Consider the following 20300-nt stretch of genomic DNA (forward strand, 5'->3'; position numbering starts at 1 on the left):
TACCGGAGTGCAACGTGTTTCGATGATATCGTCACCGTTGGAGCACCGAAAGCGACCCCGGGCATCGGTCGGCGGTCGCCTCGGTTCTGGGTGGTGACCCTGGTGCTGTCGCTCGGCGGCCGAAAAACGTGAGAGGGGAAGGAACCGACTTACAGGTCGCGCGGCTGGACCGTCTTGCGGTCGTTCTCGTCGGCTCGTCGTGCGGCGTCGTCGAGGAGCTCCGTGACCTCCTCGTCGAGCGCGTCGTAGAAGTCCGACGCAACGTTCATGTCATTGAGCTCTTCTTTCACGGCGGCTTTGACGATCAGGTCTGCCATACGCAGCTTTGTTCCGAAGGGACCTTTATAAACGTTCCCATAATCGTTCGATTTCGGGGTTCTCGACCGGGTTCGCGGTCGAACGGGGAGTCGATGGGGAGTAATAGTTCGGGCTCCGACCGGGGGTATGCGCGAGACGCTCGAAGCGCTCGCAGCGGGCGAGATCTCGGTGACGGCAGCGGAATCGCGGCTTGCAGGCTATGCGACCGGCGAGGCGGGACGATTCGACGCCGCCCGCGAACAGCGCCGCGGTGTCCCCGAGGCGGTGCTCGCAGACGGGAAGACGTCCGCCGAAGTCGCCGAACTCGTCGCGCTCGCCGTCGAGACGACCGGCCGCGGGCTCGCGACGCGGGTCGATCCAGCGACCGCCGACGCAGTCGTCGATCGCCTCGCCGACGACCGCCCCGATGCGACAGTGGCATTCGACGAGCGGACGGGCGTCCTCCGGGCGCACGCGGCCGAGTACGAGACACCCGACCTCGAAGCGGTCGTCGGCGTCGTGACGGCGGGGACCGCCGACACCGGACCAGCAGGTGAAGCCGCCGCCGTGGTGCGCGAGATGGGCGCGACGGTCGAGCAGGTCGACGACGTCGGCGTGGCCGGGCTTCACCGCGCGCTCGATCGGCTCGAGGACATCAGACGGACCGACGTCCTCGTGGTCGCCGCCGGCCGCGAGGGCGCGCTGCCGACGGTGCTGGCGGGGCTGGTCGACGCGCCAGTGATCGGGCTGCCGGTGGCCTCGGGCTACGGCCACGGCGGCGACGGCGAGGCCGCGCTCGCGGGACTCCTCCAGTCGTGTACCGTTCTGACGGTGGTGAACGTCGATGCGGGCTTCGTCGCGGGCGCACAGGCTGGGCTGATCGCACGGGCGGTCGACGCGGCGCGCGATCGGGAACCACAGCGGGACGAGTAGCGGTCCCGGATGGTAGCCGAGCAAAAGCACCGGAAATGCACGCCCAGCGGCCGGTCGGGGAGGATATTTACCGTTCGAGACCGTACTGTAGATCGTTGACAGCCGCCGCTGTCGACGAGTCCCCATGCCAGAGTGTGACTACTGCGGCGCGCACGTCTCGGACCGGTTCGAGCGCGTCTTCGCCGACGAACACGGCCGGATCTTCGCGTGTCCCGGCTGTGCGGCGAACGCGGGCATCGCCGAGGCGGCCAAGGAACGAGCGAAAAACGCCTGACTGTGGCCCTCCAAGCGGATCGCGTGTCCCATCACGTCTACGTGATCGAGTGTGACGACGGGAGCCTCTACACCGGCTATACCACCGATGTCGGCAGGCGCGTGCGTGAACACAACGCGGGCGAGGGCGCGAAGTACACCCGCGGCCGGACGCCGGTCGAACTCCGCCACGTCGAGACGTTCGCGGAGAAGGGAGCGGCGCTCTCCCGGGAGCACGCGATCAAGCGCCTCTCACGAGCGGCAAAGGAATCGCTGCTCGGCGAGTGAACGACACTCGCTCGACGGGCATCTGTGCGCGGTGAGCCGACGCGTCGGGATCGAACGTCCGACGATCCCGAACGGTGACCTCGACCGCCACCGACGTTCCGGTCCGGTCCTCGATCGTGCTCGCGAGCGCCTGTGGAAGATTCGGGTACGACCGGTCGGCGGGTTTGCTCACGGCAACGACGACCGAACGCTGCCCGCCGAGCACGTCCGCACCGACCACCTCGACCGAGAGATCTTCGAGTTCGACCGCTCCGTACCGCTCCTCGGCGAGTGTGTCGTCGGCAGCGTCGTTGACCGCGCGATCGAACTGGACCTGTGCGAGGAGTCCGAGCCCCGAGACGGCGAGAACGGCGACCAGAACCACGAGCGCGATCGCCACCGGAGCGAACCGCCGACGGCCCCTGTCGTCGCCCCACGTCCCCGGCCGGTAGCCGAGATAGCCGAGCGCGAGAAAGCCCGAGAGGTTGACTGTGACGGTGTTGACGACGAGCAGCGCGAGCGCGCCGAGCGCGACCGCGGGCAAGCCCCACGCGACCCCGATCCCGACCGCCGCAGCGGCGGGAATGAGCGCGGCCGCGATCATCACGCCGACGAGTGCCTCCGAGAGTCCGGTCGAGAGCCCGAACGCGCCAGCGGCCCCCGCACAGACCGCCACCGCGAACGCCAGCAGTCCGGGTGAGGTGCGCTGGGCGACCTGCGCGACGTTCGCGACGTCGAGGCCCGTCGGGACGAGTCCGGTGATTTCGAGGGCGAACCCGAGGACGATCGCGGCGACGATCGCTGCCGCCAGCCCGCCGGTCTGTGAGCGGAGTCCGAGTCCGATCAGCTTCCGGTCGTTGAGCGCCATCCCGACGCTGGTCATCATCGCCGAACCCACCTGTGGCGCGATCACCATCGCACCGACCACGATCGCCGCGGAATTGAGGAGGAGGCCGGCGGCCGCGACGACCGCGCTGAACACCGTCATCGCGTAGTAGGTCACGGGGTTGCGGTGCATGTCGAGCGCCTTCGCACGGATCTCCTCGTGGGCGACGCTGTCGTCCTCCTCGACGCCCGCAACGAACCGATCCTCGAGTTCGACGTAGTTGGCCGTCTTCGCGGTCTCCGCGCCGGAGATCACGGTGTAGCGGCTGTCGTCGAACCCCGCCTCACGGAGTTCGTCGAGGACGTACCCGACCGCCTGGGTCGGTAAGGGAAACTCTACCAGCGTCGACGAATCGCGCTCGCTCGCCTCCCGGGTGACGACGCGATCGATGTTCTCCTCGCGGAGCACGTCGAGGACCGCCTCGCGCTCGTCGTCGGGGACGATGAGCTTGATGAGCCGCATCGATAGCGGGAGTGTGAGTCCCCGCCGAATAGTCGTTGGCAAAGGCCGCTGTGCCGTTTGCTCGATAGCCGTGAGGCGGCCGCGTCTGACGGGGGACTTTTGTTCACGGGGCGGACAGCCAACGCATGGATGCGATCTCGTTCGGCACCGACGGCTGGCGCGCGACGCTCGACACCTTCACCGCGCCGCGGGTGCGGATGGTCGGTCAGGCGGTCGCCACCTATCTCGACGAGGCCGGCCACGACGCGCCGGTGGCGGTGAGCTACGACGCCCGCGAGACCTCCCGTGGGTTCGCCGAGGAACTCGCCCGCGTGCTCGCGGCCAACGGCTTCGACGTCCTCCTTCCCGAACGCGACCGCCCGACCCCGCTGCTCGCGTGGACGATCGTCGACCGCGACCTCGCGGGCGGACTGATGGTGACTGCCTCGCACAACCCACCGGAATACAACGGCGTGAAGTTCATTCCCGACGACGGCGCGCCCGCGCTCCCCGAGGTCACCGAGCGGATCGAGGAGTGTCTCGCCGATCCCGACCCACTTCCGGAAGCGGAGTGGGGCACCGTCGAGGAGATCGACTTCGTGGATTCACACGCCGACCACGCGCTCGACCTCGTGGCCGATCGAGCGGGTGCGTCACGCGGTGACGCCTTCCTCGACGGCGTAACAGTGGCTTACGACGCAATGTGCGGCAGCGGCCGGGACGTGACCGACGCGCTGCTCGAACGAGCGGGCGCGGACGTCGATCGACTCCACTGCGAGCAGCGCGACGACTTCGGCGGCACACCGCCGGAACCGAGCGCCGAGCACCTCGCAGAGCTGGCAGAACGGGTCCGGACCGGTGACGCCGCCCTCGGAATCGCGAACGACGGCGACGCCGACCGGCTCGCAGTCGTCACGCCCGAGCGGGGCTACCTCGACGAGAACCTGTTTTTCGCCGCGATCTACGACTATCTCCTGGAATCGGACGCTGGCCCGGCCGTCCGCACGGTCTCCACGACGTTCCTGATCGACCGAATCGCCGAGGCCCACAACGAGGACGTGATCGAGACACCGGTCGGATTCAAGTGGGTCGCAGAGGCGATGGGCGAGGCCGAGGCCCTGATGGGCGGCGAGGAGTCGGGCGGGTTCTCGATCCGCGGCCACGTCCGCGAGAAGGACGGCGTGTTGCTGGCGCTGCTCGCGGCGGCCGCCGCACAGGAAACACCGCTCGACGACCGGGTGGACCGGCTGTTCGACGAGCACGGCGCGATCCGCCAGGCGAAGATCAGCGTCGACTGCCCCGACGACGAGAAGGCGCGCGTGCTCGACGATCTGGAGGGGGAGCTGCCCGAGCGGGTCGCAGGCGAGTCGGTCGCCGAGGTGGTCACGAAGGACGGGTTCAAGATCCTGCTGGAGAGCGGTGCGTGGCTGCTGGCTCGGCCGAGCGGGACCGAACCCGTCCTTCGGGTGTACGCCGAAGCCGAGAGTGAGGGACGGGTCGACGAACTGCTCGACGCCGGCCGGGACCTCGTCGCGCCGCTCGTATAGGACCGAAGAAGTATATTCCACGAGCGGGTTCCGGACAGTCATGAACCAGACGGTTGTCGACCTACTAGAGCGAAACGCCGATCACGCCGAGGAATTCGAATCGCGATTCGACGACGTACAGGACTCACAGCACCCAGCAGTCGTCACGGTCTGCTGTTCCGATTCGCGCGTTCTCCAGGATCACATGTGGGAGAACGACGAGCCCGGACACGTCTTCACCTGTGCCAACATCGGGAATCGAGTATGCCAGCGGACCGACGCCGACGAGGTCGTCTCGGGAGATGTCCTGTACCCGATCGCCCACACCGGCACCGAGACCGCCGTCGTGGTCGGCCATACCGGCTGTGGAGCCGTCACCGCGGCGTACGACGCCATCACCGGCGACGCAGCCGGCGAGCCCGCTGGGATCGAACACGCTATCGGACTGCTGACACCACACCTCGAAGCGGGCGTCGAGGCGCTCCCCGCGGACGTGAGTCGCACCGAGGCCATCAACCAGCTCGTCGAGTACAACGTCGACCGCCAAGTAGCGGCGCTCCTCGAGAGCGAAGCGGTCCCCGACAGCGTCGATGTCGTCGGCGTCGTCTACGATTTTCAGGACGTCTACGCCGAGCGTCGGGGCGAGGTCCACGTCGTCAACGTCGACGGCGAGACCGAGGTCGACGCGCTGCGCGACATCCATTCCGAGATCGCCGCACGGATCGAGCGGCGGTGGGAGTACTGAGTGCGGGCGTAAGCCGCCACACGATCACGGCGGACGAATCGGCGAAAACGTTTTGCGGGCGAACGAAAAATCGTGAGTGATAGGACCGGGCCATGATCGATCTCACTCTCGATGTCGAGCAGTACGACTGTCCGTATATCGCCACGACCGACGATCACGACGTGGCGTTCTCGACGCTCAACTGGGAGTTCGACCGCACAGTGGAACGGCTCGAAACCAGGATGGTGGTCGACGGTGGCGACCGCGCAACCCTCGATCGCGGCCTCGCGACGCTCCGCGAACACGACCAGATCCACGAGTACGAGCTGGTGGCCAAACGCGACGGTGTCGCCCGGATCCGCTCGACGATCCCGACCACGAACGCGATGGGCGTGATCCGCGATCACGACGGCTACGTCACCGGACCGTTCCACATCGAATCGGGGAGCGAGCGCTGGCAGGTGGGGTTCGACGGCGAGGGGGCTGCCGAGGCCGCGTTGTCGGCGCTGGAAGCCGACAACGAGTTCGCGGTCGAGGCGCGCGAGGAGATCGGCCTCCCCGAGATGGGCGGCTACGTCCAGTCGGTGGGTGCGGCGATGACGCTCGTGGACGGCTGCCGTGACCTCTCCGAAACCGAGCGCCAGACCCTCGAAGCCGCCGTCGACGGTGGCTACTTCGACCGCCCGCGCAGCGCCGATCTCGGGGCGCTCGCCGACGAGTTCGACGTCTCGAAGCCCGCGGTCTCGAACACCCTCCGGCGCGGCCAGGAACGCGTGCTCTCGCGGGTGGTCGACGCGCTAAACGACCTCGACGAACGACCGGAATCGCCAAACTGACTCACCTGGTTTGAGAGACGATCGCTTCGCGGCAGGCCTGTAGATCAGGCTCGGGCTTGCCCCAGTATCTCTTCGCGGGCCTCCCGAGCACACTCGCGATTCCCCCGACCAAAATGGAGCGTGTTCTCGTTCACCGGATCGCTGAGCAGCCCGCCCGCGTCGACCTCGACGCCGGTTTGTTCTATCTGGAGGTAGCCGATGGTGATTCCCTCCGAGTAGTCGACCCCACGGATCTCGTCACTCGAAATCGTCTTGTCGTCGAACTTCGAGCGCCCGGCGCGTTCGATAACCACCCGATCCTCGTACACGGACAGGGTTCCGTCCTGAAACGCACAGACGACGATGGCGTCGGCGTGTTCCTCAACTGGGTCGGTGCCATCCTCTCCGGTCTCCCTGCCGCCCCTGCTCCACGGGAGGTCGACCATGACGTTCGTACATTGGAACGCGCAAAAAGCGTTCGTCCGTCGAAAGCGACAGTATCGTGTCGGCGGAACGTACCGACCACTGCACACCGCACCCTCCGGCAGCACTTCACGTCCGGTCGTGGAAGCGGTTCACGGCGTCGTAGAGCGCGCGGCGACGCTCGCTGTGCATGGCGTAGTGGTCCGCGCCCGCGAGTTCGAGGTACTCTGCATCGGGAGTGCCGAGTTCGTCGTACAGTGCGGTCGCGTCCGCGCGCCACGAGATTTCGTCGTCGGAGCCGCGAACGACGAGCGTCGGGACGTCGATGTTCACCGCGTCGTACGGCGGATCGTCGGCACAGCAGTCGGCGAAGTCCGCGAGCGCGCCCGTCTGAGCGATGTACCGGTTCTCGTCGACACCCTGGTTCGACTCGATCTGCGTTCGCCAGATCGCCTCGAACAGCGCGTCCGTGTCCTCACCTTGCCGGCTCTCGACGGTTGCGCGGTCCTGGTAGTAGTACGCGTCGAGGTCGGGGTCGAGCCCGAGCGCCGCGAGGCCGTCTTCGACGTCGTACGGCGTCCGGTAGACCGGCGCGCACTGGACCAAGGAAGCCACAGCGGGATCATCACGCTCGACCAGCCGTCCGCAGATATTTGTCCCCCACGAGACGCCGACGAGGTGCACAGTGTCGAACCGCTCGCGAACGTACCCGAGCGCGTCGGCAGCGTCGTTCGCGGCGAGGTCCGCACGAACCGGCGGGCCGTTTTCCTCGGGTGGTTCGCACAGTTCTGCAGGGCGGTCGCTGTCGCCGTACCCCCGGATGTCGAGCGCGAACGACGTGCGACCCCGTTCTCCAGGGGCGGCGAGCCACGAGTACGAGTCGTCGCCCGTGACCGGCGGGGCGAACAGCGCCCGGGCGCAGGTAATGCTACCGTGGACGAAGAGCACGGCCTCGCCGTCGTTCGTGTCGGAGGACCGTTCCCAGAGATTGAGCGAGAGACCGTCGCGCGCCGCCACGTCGTGAGTCTGAAGCGCCATGTTGACACCGCAATCCCAGACACCGAATAGAGTGTGGTTCACATGTTAGCATGCACGTCCACGCAGATCGGCGTGGTCAGGTGGATTAACATGTGAACATCGGGGTTGACACTTTGAAAGAGATATCGTACCATGTGTCATGAATATGACCGTCACCGATACGCCGAAGGACGAAGGTGCATACACTCTCCAGCGCTATAACAATCAAGCGCGTTCGGAGATGACGCTCGCCAACGGCGTCCCGAACGACAGCTGGGACGCGGCGATCAAGCCGAGCGACCCGATCGCGAGCGTCCCGGCGGATCAGACCATCATTCCCGAGAGTAGCTCCGAGATGGGCTGTTCGCTCTGAGTCCCCCATGTTGAGGACACGAGGACTCACGAAGCAGTTCGGGGGGCTAATCGCGGTCGATGACGTCGATTTCGCGCTCGGCGACGAACTCTGCTCGCTGATCGGGCCGAACGGCGCGGGCAAGACCACGTTCTGCGATCTGCTGACCGGCGCGCTCGAACCTACCGCCGGAACGATCGAGCTCGCGGGCGATCTCGACGTCCTCCTGCTCGACGAACCTAACGCAGGCGTGTCGAGCGAGAGCGTCGACGAGATCATCGCGCTGATCGACGACGTGGCCGACGATCACGCCGTACTGTTGGTCGAGCACAACATGGACGTCGTGATGAACGTCTCCGATCGGGTGGTCGTCCTCCATCAAGGGACGATCATCGCCGACGGCGATCTCGAGACCGTCAGGAACGATCCCGCCGTCCAGGAGGCGTATCTCGGTGGGGACGAGCCAGATGCGGACAACACGGGCGAGACAAACGCAACCGACACGGAGGGAAGCGCGGCGTGAGCGCCGACACGCAGCCGGACTCGGCAGATGGTGAGGCGATCGGAGCAGCCACTACGGCCGACGATGGATCGGAGCCGCTGCTCGCCCTCCGTGACGTCCACACCTACTACGGCGAGAGCCACGTGCTCGAAGGCGTCTCGCTCGATGTGAAAGAGGGTGAGGTGGTGGCGCTCGTCGGGCGCAACGGCGTCGGAAAGACCACGACGCTGCGCTCGATCCTCCAGCTCACCTCGCCGCGCGAGGAATCGATTCGATATCGCGACATGGAGTTTATCGAGCGGCGAACCCACGGGGTCGCGGGACAGGGCATCGGCTGGATTCCCGAGGAACGGCGGATTTTCTCCGAACTCACCGTCGCGGAGAACGTCCGGATCGCCGCGCCCGCCGACGAGACGGAACGCGCCCGGACGACTGCCTTCGAGACGTTCCCGGACCTCGAACGGTTCAGTGATCGGAAGGCGGGAACGCTCTCGGGCGGCCAACAGCAGATACTCGCGATCGCGCGCGGGCTCGTCGGCGGGAACGATCTCCTCGTCGACGAACCGAGCTCGTCGGCGGGGTCACGGTTCAGGGAGCGATCGAGGCGTTTCTCAATGGCCACGCTACCCTCTACCTCGGGCTGTTGTTCGTGGTCTCCGTGCTCTACGTTCCGAACGGACTGCTGGGCACGCTCCGGGATCGAGTCGGCGGAACGGTCGCCTCGTGGACGGCTCGCCGGCTCGAACGACGCCGCTGAACCGAACAGTACCATGATCACGAACCGACCTCGATCCGTCGGCCGATCGGAAGCGGGAGCAGGTCGGCCGACGAACGGCCGCAGGAGTATCGAGGCATCGACCACTCACCGAGTACGAATGCAACGTACTCGGGAAACAACGCAACGGAGACAACGAAATGAGCACTGACGACTTCGAGATCGACGAACCGGAACTGACCACCGACGACCTCCTCGTGCTCGAGGACCCCCGCTTCACCGCCGACACCGTGGCGATCGTCACCGGGGCGGCTTCGGGGATCGGCGAGGCGACCGCGCTCGCGCTCGCGGCGAACGGTCTCACGACTGTGGGGCTCGATATCGACGAAGAGGGCCTCGATGCGACCGCGGACCTTGCCGACGACCTCGGGGTTCCGGGCGAGTTCGTCCCCGCACCGACGGACCTGACCGACGACGAGGCGGTCGAACGCGCCGTCGACGAGGCCGCAGAGCACGGCGACCTCCGGTACGTCGCGAACATCGCCGGGCTCCAGCATATCGCCGCGATCGAGAACTTCCCGATGGAGCGCTATGACTTCATGCAGTCGGTAATGGTGCGCGCGCCCTTCCTGCTCGCGAAACACGCCATCCCCCACATCGAGGCGACCGACGACGGCGTCGGCGCGATCGCGAACATGTCCTCGGTCCACGGCCACTACGCGACTCAGGACAAGGCGGCGTACATCACCGCGAAACACGCCCTCCACGGGATGATGCGCTCGATCGCCGCCGAGGGAGAGGGGAGTCTCCGCGGCTTCTCGGTGAGCGTCGGCTACGTGCTGACGCCGCTGATGGTGAACCAGATCGAGGACACCGCCGCCGAGCGGGGGATCGACGAGCGGAGGGTCGTCGAAGACGTCATGCTCGGCCAGGCGCGAACGAAGGAGATGATGACGCCCGCCGAGGTGGCGAACCTGTTCGTCTTCGGGTTCTCCCGCCACGCGAAACACCTGAACGGCGGCGACTTGCTGTTCGACGGCGGGTACACGCACACCTACGAGTAGCGTCGGGGAGCCGGAGCGAGGATCGGTGGAACGCTCTCAGTCGCGTCGGCCTCGGAACCGTCCGGGTTCGTCGGCCGGCTCGATCGTGAATCCGAGCGCCTCGTAGAACGGACGAACGGGAGCGTCGAACCGCGCGACGAGGGGGTCGTCGTTCCCCGTGTGGTGCTCCCCGGCCGCCTCAACCAGCGCCGTACCGATCCCCTGATCACGCCGTGCGCGCCGGACGGCGATCGTCGTGATCTCGCGGCCGTCGAGAACGCACGCGCCGAGCACCCGGTCGTCGGCGACCGCGACCAGCACCACTTCTCGATCGATCGCTGCACGAACCGTCTCCGCATCGACCGCGAGCGCCGCCCCGTCCAGCACGCCCATCACCGCCGAGAGTTCGTCGGTTCGGGCCGGGCGAACCCTTATCACGCCGCGAGCAGGTCGTCGAGTTCGCCGAGGATGGCGTCGATCGACGGACGGTCGGCTGGCGAATCGCCTTCGTGGATCGAGTGGGCGTCGAGATCGTCGTTGCGGGTGTCGAGGATCACGGTTTGGGGCATCCGTCCGACGAGGTCGTGGAGTTCGCCGAGCGCGCCGAACCGGGTCGGCTGGTCGTACTGGTCGCCGACCTCAGTATCGGGATCCGCGAGCAGCGGAAACGGAAGGTCGAACGACTCCTGCCACTCGCGAGCGCGAGCTTTCGGCTCGGGCAGGACCGAGACGACGGCGACGTTGCGCTCGGTAAACTCGTCGTAGCGCTCCGCGACGTCCTGGAGTTGGTCCTTGCAGTTGCCGCAGTGGTAATCGCGCTGAAAGAGGAGCACGATCGCGTCGTGATCATCGGCGAACGCGTCGAGGGAGAGGGAGTCTGGTCCCGCACCGGCGTTCGGAAGTTCGAAATCGAGTCGCGCGATGGACATGGGGGCGGTTGGAGGGCAGGCGGCAAAGCCGTTTGGTCACCCACCCTTGATGAGCCGGAGCACCCGAACGTGGTCGGCGTCGATCGGGCGATCGTCCGGGACGGGACGGCCGTCGACCAGCACGGTTGCCTCGTGTGGCCCCAGCCCGACGGCGTCGAGCAGGTCGGCGTACGTTCCCTCGACGTCGAGTTCGTGCGTTTCGTCGCCAGCGATGTCGACCGTGATCATATCCGAGCCAGCCCGCGAGCGGTCTTGAGCGTGTCGCCGCCGTGGTCGATCGTTGCCGCGTCGCCGTCCGTTCCTGCGTCGTTGTTCGTTCCCGCGTCGATGTCTCGGGTGGCTTAAGAGCGGGCCGGTCATCCGGTCGGTATGAGCGAGAGCGCGACTGGGGCGGCCGGCCGGGACGAGATCTGGATCGAGAAGTACCGCCCCGAGACGCTCGCGGACGTGGTCGGCCACGAGAACATCGTTGGTCGCCTCGAAAGCTACGTCGCCCAGAACGACCTGCCCCACCTCCTGTTTTCGGGACCGGCCGGCGTCGGGAAGACCACGAGCTCGATGGCGATCGCCCGCGAGGTGTACGGCGACGACTGGCGCGAGAACTTCCTCGAACTCAACGCCAGCGACGAGCGGGGGATCGACGTCGTGCGGGATCGGATCAAGGATTTCGCCCGCACCAGCTTCGGCGGCTACGACTACCGGATCATCTTTTTGGACGAGGCCGACGCGCTCACGAGCGACGCCCAGTCGGCGCTCCGCCGCACGATGGAGCAGTTCGCGAACAACACCCGCTTCATCCTCTCGTGTAACTACTCCAGTCAGATCATCGATCCGATCCAGTCCCGCTGTGCGGTGTTCCGGTTCGGGCCGCTCGCCGAGGAGGCTGTGGGTGAGTACATCAGACGAGTTGCAGAGAACGAGGGGATCGAGGTGACCGACGACGGCGTCGACGCGCTGGTGTACGCCGCCGATGGCGACATGCGAAAGGCGTTGAACGGCCTCCAGGCCGCGGCCACGATGGAGGGCGCGGTCGACGACGAAGCGGTGTACGGGATCACCGCGACCGCGCGCCCCGAGGAGATCGAGGCGATGGTCGAGCGCGCGCTCGACGGCGATTTCACCGCTGCGCGCGCGAAACTCGACGACCTCCTGACCGACGCCGGACTCGGTGGCGGCGACGTCATTGACCAACTCCACCGCTCGGCGTGGGACTTCGACCTCGACGACGCGGCCACGGTTCGACTGCTAGAGCGCGTCGGCGAGACCGACTACCGAATCACCCAGGGCGCGAACGAACGCCTCCAGTTAGAGGCGCTGCTCGCCGCGCTCGCGCTCGAAGCGGAGTAGCGGTCAGGGGAACGAACGCCGTCGACGACAGGAGCCATATACCCACCACCAGTGGCACACGGTATGTCGTTCGGTGGTGTCATGATGCCCGCGCAGTTGCCCCCAGTCACGGCCGACATGCTGGTCGTGTTCGCGATCACCCTCCTTGCATTCTCGCTGTTCGCGACCGAACGCGTCCCGGTCGACGTCACCGCGCTGATCGTAATGGTCGCGCTGATGGTGCTCGAACCGTGGACCCAGATCTCGGTCGAGGCGGGCGTCGCGGGCTTTTCGAACGACGCCACGATCACGGTGCTCGCGATGTTCATCCTGAGCGCGGGGATCAGCCGCACGGGCGCGGTCCAGCAACTCGGCAAGCGAATGGCGTCGTTCGCCGGGAGCGACGAACGACGACAGCTTCTCTCGGTAGTGTCGGTCGCCGGGATCCCGTCGGGATTTCTCAACAACACGCCGATCGTCGCCATGTTGATCCCGGCAGTATCCGATCTCGCGCGCGAGGGCGGCACGTCGCCGTCGAAACTCCTCATCCCGCTCTCGTACGCCTCGATGGTCGGCGGAATGTTGACGCTGATCGGGACCTCGACCAACCTCGTCGCGAGCGACGTCTCCGCACGGCTGCTCGGCCGGCCGTTCTCGATGTTCGAGTTCACGGGGCTGGGCGCGATCGTCTTTCTCACCGGCGCGGGCTACCTCCTGCTCGTCGGCCACCGGCTCATCCCCGAACGGATCGCTCCTGACGAGGGGTTGTTGGCGGAGTACGAGATGAGTGAGTACCTTACCGAAGTCGTGGTCGCCGAGGACTCACCCCTCGTGGGCCGAACGATCACGACGATCGACGAGGCGTTCCCGCCCGAGATCGCCGTCGTCCAGGTGCTCCGCGGCAACGAGGAAATAGAGGGATCGTCCGGAGCCACCGTCGAAGGCGGCGACGCGCTCATCGTCCGCGCGGGCGTCGAGCGCATCCAGCGCCTCGCCGGGACACGGGGACTCTCGATCGCGGCGACCGACGTGACCGAAGCTACGTTCGGCGGGCCGGCAAGCGGCGCGGCCGCGGACGTAGCGGACGGCGAAACCGAGCGCGTCGCCACGGCCCGTGATTCACGAACGTTCGTCGAGCTCGTGATCCCGACCGGCTCGTCGTTCGTGGGCAAGCGGCCGGTCGAGACATCATTGGGGCGCGAGTACGGCGTCGACCTCCTTTCGCTCCGGCGCGGGACCGAACTCCTCCACCGCCGGCTCGAAGGTCTCGTTCTCGATCGCGGGGACACCCTACTCGTCCACGCGGCCCCCGAAACCCTCGAACGGATGGCGGCCGACCCGAACGTGATTGTCGCGCGCGAACTCGCCGACCGCGGGTACCGGACCGACAAGCTCCCGCTCGCGGTCGGGATCGTGCTCGGGGTGGTAGGCCTCGCAGCGCTCGGCGTGCTCGACATCCTCGTTGCTGCGCTCGGCGGCGTGATCGCGATGGTGCTCGGCGGCGTGCTCGACCCCGACGAGCTCTACGACGCGGTCGAGTGGGACGTGATATTCCTGCTCGCGGGGCTCATTCCCCTCGGGATCGCGTTCGACCGGACCGGTACAGCGGCGCTGATCGGCGCACTGGTCGCCGAGACAGCCGCGTACCTCCCGGCGCTCGGCGTGCTCTGGGTGTTCTACGTCATCACCGCGCTCACGACAGCCGTCGTGAGCAACGCCGGCAGCGTCGTCCTCATGATCCCGATCGGGGTGGCGACCGCCGGAACCATCGGCGCGAACCCGTTCGCGTTCGTGCTCGCGGTGACGTTCGCGGCGAGCGCCGACTTCATGACGCCGGTCGGCTACCAGACCAATCTCCTCGTGTACGGCCCCGGCGGCTACCGGTTCACCGACTACGCTCGCGTGGGCGCGCCGCTACAACTCGTCCTGTCGGTCGTGACGGTTCTCGGGATCGCCGCGCTCTGGGGCGTTTGAACGGGTGTCATACCGGCGCAATCGCTTTCCACAGCCTCGATCTCGATATCGTCACAGGTGAGAATCCGATCCTCGATTTCAGTAAGAAGCGGTCGATTGGTGCGCGCTGTGAGGTACTGAGTCCAGTGCAGACATCGACGACTACTCTCTTGCTCTCGATTCCAGTTCCGGGCTAATCCCACGAGATCCACGCGATGAAGGCGATGCCACCGAGTTCGAGAACTTGCGCCGAAGACATCACGAGCAGGGGGAGCGGATGGACGAGTTCCGGGTTCGCCACCCAGCCGGAAACCACCGGATGGAACGTGTAGAAGTACGCCGTGATGGTGGTCTGGACCAGGAGAATGCCGGCGAAGACGAGCAGTCCGATCGCGTGCTTCGAGCGGAAGATGAGGTAGTTCCGACCCCAGACGTAGATGAGACCCACCAAGAGCACCACGCTGAGTGTGGCCGAAAGGCGCAGAAGGGTCACTAATATGTCCATCGACTCACCTGAGTCCAGTTTGCTGTCGGTTTATGGGTTGTCCTAATTTCTACCATACTCACTCCACCTGCTCGATGATTTCTTCGACCGTTTCCCAGTTGGTTCGCGCCCGGTCCGTCGGGAGATAGATCGCTCCATGCTCGTCGCCGCTGTTTCTGAGAACGTCGTTTTCCACGAGCACGTCCAGGTGGTGCCTGACCGTCGTGTAGTCGAGATCCAAGTCGTCGGCCAACTGGTTCGGGTTGCGTGGCTGGTCGTCGAGTGCCCGGAGGAGACGTGCCCTGTTCTCGCCGCCGCGGGTGCCGACGAACACGTACCACAGGACCGCCTCCATTGCCAACGTAGACTTTTCCAACGATGGTAAGCGTACCGATTAGAACAGTTCCCCGTTACGTACCAAGAGTCAGGAGCGATAGGGACAGTATCGTCGTTCGGAGACCGGGCTTCCGGTCCAGACGGAGTCCATCCGGTCCGACGGTGGACGATCGTCGAACCCTGAGATGGTAGTGCGCCGTGGAACTGACGAGAGACTTCGCGGCGCACTGTTCGATGATAGTCCGGTCTTCCCGAGTCCGGGATGCACGACAATTACTGTCTAGCCCCAGACATCACGTCGGCCACGATTTTCGCGTCGGCTATTCGAGTACCTCACATTCTACCCGATCGTGTTCTCAGACGATGGTTCTCACAATGTTTGCCACGAGTTGCCCGTGACCCAAGTGACTGCGCCGCGCTCAGTACAAACAGCTCGTCAGACGTTCGATCGAGGCGTGCCAACAGCGCGAAGCCAGTGAAAAAGAAACCGCTTAACAGGTTTGGTCGAGAACGATACTGCATGCTGATTTCAGTGACGTCTGTTCGCATGGGGGAAGCCTCTCCAAGAGGTGTCGTTATTGACTAGCTCTCGGCTACTCGTTCCGGTTTCGGAGTCGTCGACCCTCCGCAATACGGTCGAGTATGCCGTTCACCAAGCGATCGAACACGCCACCGAAACCGGCCCGTCGCCGACGATCCACTTCGTCTATCCACTCTCTGAACGGCTGACGTTTGACACGGAGACCGACGAAACGCAAACTGCCCAAACCCTCCTCGAGCGGGTGAACGTCTGGGCTGAGGAGGATCGTGACGAGAACGTAGAGGCGGTGACATTCGAGACGGCAATGATCGGCACCCGGGAGTACCTGTTCAGTCCCAGCGATTATGCCGACATTCTCGCCCGGTACGCCAGTGATCACGACCTCGATTGCGTCGTGTTCGACCCCGGGTTCAACCCCCTCGGAACGACCCCGTTACTACCACCGCTCCAAAACGAAGTTCGCCGAGCTGGAATCGAGATCGAGGAAGCGCCGGTTCAGCGAGAGCGACGAAGCCCGTTGTTGGTGCGACGCGGGACGCTCGCACAGTATCTTGCGTTGTTCGGCGTTTCGTACGTTTTTTACTTGTTGCTGGCAGGCTCAGTCGCCACGTTCGAACTCGTTACGGGGGCGATCAGCGCGGGAATCGTCGCGACGGCACTGTGGGGAATCTCGCTCACGACACCTGCCCACCCGGTTCGAACCGGTAAACGACTCGGCCGATTCGCCCTCTACGTGCCCTATCTGCTGTACGAGATCGCAAAAGCGAACGTGGAGATCGCCTACGTCGTACTCCACCCCGACCTGCCGATCGATCCGGAGATGGTCGAGTTCGACGCGGCGGTGTGGTCCGCACTCCCAGTGACGACGCTCGCCAACAGTATCACACTCACTCCAGGCACGCTGACCGTCGACGTATCGAGACAGCACTTCACGGTGCACACACTCACTCGAAACTCACGCGAGGGGCTGTTTTCCGGTACCCTAGAGCGAGCAGTGCGGTTCGTGTTTTACGGACGTGCGGTAGCACGTATTCCGAGTCCGTTGGAACGCCGAGGAACGGAGGAAGATGAGTGATGGTAGCGATCAGCGACATTCTGTTGGGCGCTGCCGCAGCGTTCATCGTCACCTCACTGGTCGGCGTCTTCCGAATCGTCCGGGGACCAACAATGCCCGACCGCGTTATCGCGATCAACATAATCGGATCGAATGTAGTTATCGTGATCGCACTACTGGCGGCCGCCATCGGTGAAACGGGGGCGCTCGACATCGCCCTGGTGTACGCGCTGTTGAACTTCCTGTTGAGTATCGCGATCTCGAAGTTCACTGTCGAACGTGGGGGGGTACTCTGATGACGCTGCGAGAGATCGCCGTCCTGGTGCTCGCCGTCGGTGGTGTCTTCTTCGCTGTCGTCGCCGTCGTCGGACTCGTTCGCCTTCCTGACCTCTACACGCGTGCACACGGCACTTCCAAGAGCGAAACGCTCGGCGCGGTACTGGCGCTCGCGGCAGTAGCGATAGCGTTCGAGAGCAGCCTGTCGACGCTGAAAACGGTGCTTCTCTTGCTGTTCATGTTCCTCACAAACCCGACTGCGGCACACGCCATCGTCCGAGCAGCGGCTGAACAGGGTATCGAACCATGGACCGAAGACGAGGAGGCCGAAGAGTCATGATCCAAGCACTAGAGGTTGGGCTACTCGTGTTCGTGGTGAGCTGTGCGCTCGCGACGGCGTTTCTCCGTGACGTCCTCGGAGCAATCATCGCATTCAGTGCGTACAGTCTCAGTATCGCGGTCGTCTGGGTGTTCCTGCGAGCCCCCGATGTCGGACTCACGGAGGCGGCGGTCGGTGCGGGAGTCATGACGGTACTGTTCTTGGTAACCATCGCGAAAACGACCCGTCCCTCCGACGAACGGACCTTCGAGCACGTCGATTACCGTGCGGCGGCGGTCGCACTCACTCTCGTCGTGGTCCTCTCGACGACGCTGTTCGCACTTCCCCCAGTGGGTGCCGACGACTCGGCTGTGGCGACGGACAACGTCACGAACTACTACTTGGAGAACGCCTACGACGAAACCGAGGTGCAAAACGCCGTGACCGCCGTTCTCGCGGCGTACCGTGGCTTCGACACGCTCGGGGAGGCCGCTGTCGTCTACGCGGCGGGAGTCGGCCTCTTGGTCGTCCTCAACAAGGAGGTGTTTCGATGAGCGATTCCCTGGAGAACGACGAGTCCCGCTCCCTGTACGTCGAGAGCCCGCTCATTATGACGACTGTCCGCGTCATCACGCCGTTCGTCTTCACGTTCGGGCTGTTCGTGATGTTTCACGGCGCGGACTCCTCGGGCGGCGGCTTTCAAGGAGGAGTCATCGTGGGCACGGTCGTCCTCATGCTCGGTATCGCGTTCGGTATCGAAGCGACCCGCGACTGGATCGGCCCGAGACTCCCCGTGGCGCTGATCGGGCTTGGCGTTCTCGCCTTCCTGCTGGCCGGATTCGGCTCGGTACTCCTCGGTGGAGCGTTCCTGGAGTACCGAACGTACGGCTTCTATCACGCCACGAAGTACGGAATCGAGTTCGTCGAACTGGCCATCGGACTCGTGGTTTCGGGGACCGTAACCGGTCTCTTTTTCGCCATCGCTTCCGGTCTACGAGACGACGTGAGGGATACACAGTGATGGAACTTCTGGCGTCGCGGATCTACTATCTCGTGTCGTTCCTGCTGTTGGGCGTCGGCACCTACATGCTGATCGGCAATGACAACCTAGTGAAAAAAGTGATCGGGATGAACATCTTCCAGACCGGCATCTTCCTGTTTTTCATCGTGGCCGCGTTCGTGGACGGGGGGAATCCGCCGTTGCTCACGGCACCGGAGCCGTACGTCAGCCCGTTACCACACGTGCTGATCCTGACCGCCATCGTCGTCGGTGTGAGTCTCACTGCCGTTGCTCTGGGGCTGATCGTGCGGATCTACGAGGAGTATGGCACACTGAACGAGGACACGATCCGGAAGGTGATCGCCGATGAATGACCTCCCCGCGTTACTGGTTGCAGTTCCCCTCCTCGGCTCCGTCGCGGTACTACTCGCCGGACTCGCTCGCTCACGGACCGGGTGGCCAGTCGCCGTCTGCACGTCCCTCGTCCAACTGGGAATGGCGGTCGTCCTCGCGGTTCGCGCGTTTGGAGAGCAGCCGGTCCGCTACGTCGTCGGCGGGTTCACCGCGCCGTTCGGGATCGAACTCGTCATCGACGGTCTGTCCGCGACGATGGCCGTACTGGTGGCCGTCGTCGCTCTGGGCGTCCTTGGATACGCGCGCGTCGCGGGGCCGCGATCGAATCGGTTCTACGCGACGTACTTGCTGCTCGTCGCCGGGCTGTCCGGCATGAGTATCACCGGTGACGTGTTCAACATGTACGTCTTCCTCGAGATCACGGGGCTGGCCGCGTACGCACTGGTCGCGAGCGGAGAGAGCGGACGGTCCGCCCGCGCTGCGCTCAAGTACCTCCTCGTGGGGACGGTCGGTGCGTCGCTGTTCCTGCTGGGGATCGGGTTCGCGTACGTTTCGACGGGGACACTCAACATGGCCGATCTCTCGACACAGCTCGCTGCCGTGGGCTACACGTCGCCGCTGGTCCAAGCGTCGTTCGGCCTCCTCGTCGTCGGTCTGTTCGTCAAAATCGCGCTCTTCCCGGTCCACACGTGGCAACCGTCCGCGTACGCCGGCGCGCCGGATTCGGTGAGTGCGCTCATCTCTGCGCTCGTCTCGACGATCGCAGCGTACGCGCTGATCCGCATCGTCTTCACGGTGTTCACCGTGGAGTTCCTCTTCACGAACGGGTTCGCTCAGACTGCACTCGTCGCCGGTGCAACTGTGAGCATCGTCCTCGGGAGTGTGCTCGCGGTCACACAGCGCGAGATCAAACGGATGCTCGCCTACTCGTCGGTCTCACAGTTCGGACTCGTCGTCGGGGCTATCGCGGTCGCCAATGGGACTGCGCTGACGGGAGCGGTGATACATCTCGTCGGGCACGCAATCATGAAAGGCGGACTGTTCCTGACGAGCGGCCTCGTCGCGAACGTGGCCGGTGCCCGGACGATCGATGAGTATCAGGGGATCGCCAAGCGCTTTCCCAAGGAGTCGACGGCGTTTGGCGTGCTCGCTCTCGCCATGGTCGGTGTCCCGCCGACGATCGGGTTCGTCGGCAAGTGGTACATCGCTCTCGGTGCCGTCGAAGCACGGTCGTGGCCACTCCTCGTGGTCATTCTCGCGAGTACGTTACTGACGCTGGCGTACTTCGCTCGCATCATCGAACGGATGTTCTTCCACGAGCCGGACGACGTCTCCGCGAGTGGCGGGACGACGACTGCCGCTACAGCCGTTACCGACGGTGAGGGGATCGACGCCGAGTCACCCCTCGTCTCGTCCGGAATGCGGGCAACGGTACTGCTGGCCGCCGTCCTTGCGGTCGTCCTCGGCGTCGCCGCCTTCGAATATGGACAGCTCCTCGAACCAACCATCGAACGCCAAAGCCATAGATCGGAAGA

At 65.2% G+C, this 20300-nt stretch carries 28 protein-coding genes; 19 read left to right on the forward strand and 9 right to left on the reverse strand.

Annotated elements, in window-relative coordinates; genetic code table 11:
- Positions 1-149: 149 nt before the first annotated feature.
- Positions 150-317, reverse strand: a complete 168-nt coding sequence (locus tag C449_RS12870) for a hypothetical protein (RefSeq protein WP_005040131.1) — start codon at positions 315-317, stop codon at positions 150-152.
- A gap of 127 nt (positions 318-444) precedes the next feature.
- Between C449_RS12870 and larB the strand changes: the two genes are divergently transcribed.
- From larB to C449_RS12880, 3 genes are all read left to right on the forward strand, one after another.
- Positions 445-1230 carry a nickel pincer cofactor biosynthesis protein LarB gene (gene larB / locus C449_RS12875; RefSeq protein WP_006078466.1) on the forward strand — a complete coding sequence of 262 codons (786 nt, stop codon included), beginning with the start codon at positions 445-447 and terminating at the stop codon, positions 1228-1230.
- A 124-nt stretch (positions 1231-1354) separates the two neighbouring features.
- Positions 1355-1504 carry a DUF7563 family protein gene (locus tag C449_RS18365; protein WP_005040127.1) on the forward strand — a complete coding sequence of 50 codons (150 nt, stop codon included), beginning with the start codon at positions 1355-1357 and terminating at the stop codon, positions 1502-1504.
- A gap of 23 nt (positions 1505-1527) precedes the next feature.
- The gene (locus C449_RS12880) at positions 1528-1770 is read left to right on the forward strand and encodes a GIY-YIG nuclease family protein (protein WP_049914187.1); all 243 of its coding nucleotides are present in this window, start codon (positions 1528-1530) and stop codon (positions 1768-1770) included.
- Here C449_RS12880 and C449_RS12885 read toward each other — a convergent pair.
- Positions 1724-3097 (reverse strand): TIGR00341 family protein, encoded by a 1374-nt coding sequence (locus C449_RS12885; protein ID WP_006078468.1) that lies wholly within the window; start codon positions 3095-3097, stop codon positions 1724-1726. The two genes, C449_RS12880 and C449_RS12885, sit on opposite strands and share 47 nt — an antisense overlap.
- A gap of 125 nt (positions 3098-3222) precedes the next feature.
- Here C449_RS12885 and C449_RS12890 point away from each other — a divergent pair, with 125 nt between their 5' ends.
- The 3 genes from C449_RS12890 to C449_RS12900 all read left to right on the forward strand — a co-directional run bounded on the left by C449_RS12890 (position 3223) and on the right by C449_RS12900 (position 6162).
- Positions 3223-4623, forward strand: a complete 1401-nt coding sequence (locus C449_RS12890; RefSeq protein WP_006078469.1) for a phosphoglucomutase/phosphomannomutase family protein — start codon at positions 3223-3225, stop codon at positions 4621-4623.
- Positions 4624-4663: 40 nt separating this feature from the next.
- Entirely contained in the window at positions 4664-5347 is a 684-nt protein-coding gene (locus C449_RS12895; RefSeq protein ID WP_006078470.1) for a carbonic anhydrase, read from the forward strand.
- A gap of 92 nt (positions 5348-5439) precedes the next feature.
- Positions 5440-6162 carry a helix-turn-helix domain-containing protein gene (locus tag C449_RS12900; RefSeq protein WP_006078471.1) on the forward strand — a complete coding sequence of 241 codons (723 nt, stop codon included), beginning with the start codon at positions 5440-5442 and terminating at the stop codon, positions 6160-6162.
- A 44-nt stretch (positions 6163-6206) separates the two neighbouring features.
- Here C449_RS12900 and C449_RS12905 read toward each other — a convergent pair whose 3' ends face one another.
- Complete coding sequence (locus C449_RS12905; protein WP_006078472.1) at positions 6207-6587, reverse strand: hypothetical protein; 381 nt, start codon at positions 6585-6587, stop codon at positions 6207-6209.
- Positions 6588-6693: 106 nt separating this feature from the next.
- Positions 6694-7602 carry an alpha/beta hydrolase gene (locus C449_RS12910; RefSeq protein WP_006078473.1) on the reverse strand — a complete coding sequence of 303 codons (909 nt, stop codon included), beginning with the start codon at positions 7600-7602 and terminating at the stop codon, positions 6694-6696.
- Between the two features lie 145 nt (positions 7603-7747).
- Here C449_RS12910 and C449_RS12915 point away from each other — a divergent pair, with 145 nt between their 5' ends.
- The 4 genes from C449_RS12915 to C449_RS12930 are packed head-to-tail and all read left to right on the forward strand — an operon-like array spanning position 7748 to position 10214.
- On the forward strand, positions 7748-7954 hold the full coding sequence (locus tag C449_RS12915; protein WP_152415718.1) for a hypothetical protein: 207 nt from the start codon (positions 7748-7750) through the stop codon (positions 7952-7954).
- A 7-nt stretch (positions 7955-7961) separates the two neighbouring features.
- On the forward strand, positions 7962-8456 hold the full coding sequence (locus C449_RS12920) for an ABC transporter ATP-binding protein C-terminal domain-containing protein (protein WP_006078475.1): 495 nt from the start codon (positions 7962-7964) through the stop codon (positions 8454-8456).
- 38 nt (positions 8457-8494) lie between these two features.
- The gene (locus tag C449_RS17545) at positions 8495-9361 is read left to right on the forward strand and encodes an ABC transporter ATP-binding protein (RefSeq protein WP_080504935.1); all 867 of its coding nucleotides are present in this window, start codon (positions 8495-8497) and stop codon (positions 9359-9361) included.
- A complete protein-coding gene (locus tag C449_RS12930) occupies positions 9351-10214 on the forward strand; it encodes an SDR family oxidoreductase (protein ID WP_006078477.1) in 864 nt (287 codons plus the stop codon). The genes C449_RS17545 and C449_RS12930 overlap by 11 nt, the downstream gene beginning before the upstream one ends.
- A 36-nt stretch (positions 10215-10250) precedes the next feature.
- On the opposite strand, the gene C449_RS12935 is transcribed toward C449_RS12930, so the two are convergent.
- From C449_RS12935 to samp2, 3 genes are read right to left on the reverse strand one after another with little or no spacing between them, the layout of a single operon-like run.
- A complete protein-coding gene (locus C449_RS12935; protein ID WP_006078478.1) occupies positions 10251-10586 on the reverse strand; it encodes a GNAT family N-acetyltransferase in 336 nt (111 codons plus the stop codon).
- 41 nt (positions 10587-10627) lie between these two features.
- Positions 10628-11122 carry a redoxin domain-containing protein gene (locus C449_RS12940; RefSeq protein WP_006078479.1) on the reverse strand — a complete coding sequence of 165 codons (495 nt, stop codon included), beginning with the start codon at positions 11120-11122 and terminating at the stop codon, positions 10628-10630.
- A gap of 36 nt (positions 11123-11158) precedes the next feature.
- Positions 11159-11350 carry a ubiquitin-like small modifier protein SAMP2 gene (gene samp2 / locus C449_RS12945; RefSeq protein ID WP_006078480.1) on the reverse strand — a complete coding sequence of 64 codons (192 nt, stop codon included), beginning with the start codon at positions 11348-11350 and terminating at the stop codon, positions 11159-11161.
- 141 nt (positions 11351-11491) lie between these two features.
- Here samp2 and C449_RS12950 point away from each other — a divergent pair, with 141 nt between their 5' ends.
- Both C449_RS12950 and C449_RS12955 read left to right on the forward strand, forming a co-directional pair.
- Positions 11492-12469 (forward strand): replication factor C small subunit, encoded by a 978-nt coding sequence (locus C449_RS12950; RefSeq protein WP_006078481.1) that lies wholly within the window; start codon positions 11492-11494, stop codon positions 12467-12469.
- Between the two features lie 63 nt (positions 12470-12532).
- Positions 12533-14422: an SLC13 family permease gene (locus tag C449_RS12955; RefSeq protein ID WP_006078482.1), complete on the forward strand. Its 1890-nt coding sequence runs from the start codon at positions 12533-12535 to the stop codon at positions 14420-14422.
- Between the two features lie 172 nt (positions 14423-14594).
- On the opposite strand, the gene C449_RS12960 is transcribed toward C449_RS12955, so the two are convergent.
- Positions 14595-14906, reverse strand: coding sequence for a hypothetical protein (locus C449_RS12960; RefSeq protein WP_049914182.1), 312 nt, complete (start codon positions 14904-14906; stop codon positions 14595-14597).
- A 58-nt stretch (positions 14907-14964) separates the two neighbouring features.
- Positions 14965-15240, reverse strand: a complete 276-nt coding sequence (locus C449_RS12965) for a winged helix-turn-helix domain-containing protein (protein WP_006078484.1) — start codon at positions 15238-15240, stop codon at positions 14965-14967.
- A gap of 559 nt (positions 15241-15799) precedes the next feature.
- Between C449_RS12965 and C449_RS12970 the strand changes: the two genes are divergently transcribed.
- From C449_RS12970 to C449_RS13000, 7 genes are all read left to right on the forward strand, one after another.
- On the forward strand, positions 15800-16837 hold the full coding sequence (locus tag C449_RS12970) for a monovalent cation/H+ antiporter subunit E (RefSeq protein ID WP_006078485.1): 1038 nt from the start codon (positions 15800-15802) through the stop codon (positions 16835-16837).
- Positions 16837-17112: a monovalent cation/H+ antiporter complex subunit F gene (locus C449_RS12975; protein WP_006078486.1), complete on the forward strand. Its 276-nt coding sequence runs from the start codon at positions 16837-16839 to the stop codon at positions 17110-17112. The genes C449_RS12970 and C449_RS12975 overlap by 1 nt, the downstream gene beginning before the upstream one ends.
- Positions 17112-17432: a monovalent cation/H(+) antiporter subunit G gene (gene mnhG, locus C449_RS12980; protein ID WP_006078487.1), complete on the forward strand. Its 321-nt coding sequence runs from the start codon at positions 17112-17114 to the stop codon at positions 17430-17432. The genes C449_RS12975 and mnhG overlap by 1 nt, the downstream gene beginning before the upstream one ends.
- On the forward strand, positions 17429-17965 hold the full coding sequence (locus tag C449_RS12985) for a DUF4040 domain-containing protein (protein WP_006078488.1): 537 nt from the start codon (positions 17429-17431) through the stop codon (positions 17963-17965). The genes mnhG and C449_RS12985 overlap by 4 nt, the downstream gene beginning before the upstream one ends.
- Positions 17962-18432 carry an MnhB domain-containing protein gene (locus C449_RS12990; RefSeq protein WP_006078489.1) on the forward strand — a complete coding sequence of 157 codons (471 nt, stop codon included), beginning with the start codon at positions 17962-17964 and terminating at the stop codon, positions 18430-18432. The genes C449_RS12985 and C449_RS12990 overlap by 4 nt, the downstream gene beginning before the upstream one ends.
- On the forward strand, positions 18429-18785 hold the full coding sequence (locus tag C449_RS12995) for a cation:proton antiporter subunit C (protein WP_006078490.1): 357 nt from the start codon (positions 18429-18431) through the stop codon (positions 18783-18785). The genes C449_RS12990 and C449_RS12995 overlap by 4 nt, the downstream gene beginning before the upstream one ends.
- On the forward strand, positions 18778-20300 hold a 1523-nt coding region (locus C449_RS13000), incomplete at its 3' end, for a monovalent cation/H+ antiporter subunit D family protein (protein WP_080504936.1). The genes C449_RS12995 and C449_RS13000, both read left to right, overlap by 8 nt.

Source organism: Halococcus saccharolyticus DSM 5350, assembly GCF_000336915.1.
GTDB lineage: Archaea > Halobacteriota > Halobacteria > Halobacteriales > Halococcaceae > Halococcus > Halococcus saccharolyticus.

Coding starts and splice junctions, on each gene's coding strand:
- C449_RS12870 (WP_005040131.1), bottom strand. CDS start 317: ATGGCAGACCTGATCGTCAAAGCCGCCGTGAAAGAAGAGCTCAATGAC.
- larB (WP_006078466.1), top strand. CDS start 445: ATGCGCGAGACGCTCGAAGCGCTCGCAGCGGGCGAGATCTCGGTGACG.
- C449_RS18365 (WP_005040127.1), top strand. CDS start 1,355: ATGCCAGAGTGTGACTACTGCGGCGCGCACGTCTCGGACCGGTTCGAG.
- C449_RS12885 (WP_006078468.1), bottom strand. CDS start 3,097: ATGCGGCTCATCAAGCTCATCGTCCCCGACGACGAGCGCGAGGCGGTC.
- C449_RS12890 (WP_006078469.1), top strand. CDS start 3,223: ATGGATGCGATCTCGTTCGGCACCGACGGCTGGCGCGCGACGCTCGAC.
- C449_RS12895 (WP_006078470.1), top strand. CDS start 4,664: ATGAACCAGACGGTTGTCGACCTACTAGAGCGAAACGCCGATCACGCC.
- C449_RS12900 (WP_006078471.1), top strand. CDS start 5,440: ATGATCGATCTCACTCTCGATGTCGAGCAGTACGACTGTCCGTATATC.
- C449_RS12905 (WP_006078472.1), bottom strand. CDS start 6,587: ATGGTCGACCTCCCGTGGAGCAGGGGCGGCAGGGAGACCGGAGAGGAT.
- C449_RS12910 (WP_006078473.1), bottom strand. CDS start 7,602: ATGGCGCTTCAGACTCACGACGTGGCGGCGCGCGACGGTCTCTCGCTC.
- C449_RS12915 (WP_152415718.1), top strand. CDS start 7,748: ATGACCGTCACCGATACGCCGAAGGACGAAGGTGCATACACTCTCCAG.
- C449_RS12920 (WP_006078475.1), top strand. CDS start 7,962: ATGTTGAGGACACGAGGACTCACGAAGCAGTTCGGGGGGCTAATCGCG.
- C449_RS12930 (WP_006078477.1), top strand. CDS start 9,351: ATGAGCACTGACGACTTCGAGATCGACGAACCGGAACTGACCACCGAC.
- C449_RS12935 (WP_006078478.1), bottom strand. CDS start 10,586: ATGGGCGTGCTGGACGGGGCGGCGCTCGCGGTCGATGCGGAGACGGTT.
- C449_RS12940 (WP_006078479.1), bottom strand. CDS start 11,122: ATGTCCATCGCGCGACTCGATTTCGAACTTCCGAACGCCGGTGCGGGA.
- samp2 (WP_006078480.1), bottom strand. CDS start 11,350: ATGATCACGGTCGACATCGCTGGCGACGAAACGCACGAACTCGACGTC.
- C449_RS12950 (WP_006078481.1), top strand. CDS start 11,492: ATGAGCGAGAGCGCGACTGGGGCGGCCGGCCGGGACGAGATCTGGATC.
- C449_RS12955 (WP_006078482.1), top strand. CDS start 12,533: ATGTCGTTCGGTGGTGTCATGATGCCCGCGCAGTTGCCCCCAGTCACG.
- C449_RS12960 (WP_049914182.1), bottom strand. CDS start 14,906: ATGGACATATTAGTGACCCTTCTGCGCCTTTCGGCCACACTCAGCGTG.
- C449_RS12965 (WP_006078484.1), bottom strand. CDS start 15,240: ATGGAGGCGGTCCTGTGGTACGTGTTCGTCGGCACCCGCGGCGGCGAG.
- C449_RS12975 (WP_006078486.1), top strand. CDS start 16,837: ATGGTAGCGATCAGCGACATTCTGTTGGGCGCTGCCGCAGCGTTCATC.
- mnhG (WP_006078487.1), top strand. CDS start 17,112: ATGACGCTGCGAGAGATCGCCGTCCTGGTGCTCGCCGTCGGTGGTGTC.
- C449_RS12985 (WP_006078488.1), top strand. CDS start 17,429: ATGATCCAAGCACTAGAGGTTGGGCTACTCGTGTTCGTGGTGAGCTGT.
- C449_RS12990 (WP_006078489.1), top strand. CDS start 17,962: ATGAGCGATTCCCTGGAGAACGACGAGTCCCGCTCCCTGTACGTCGAG.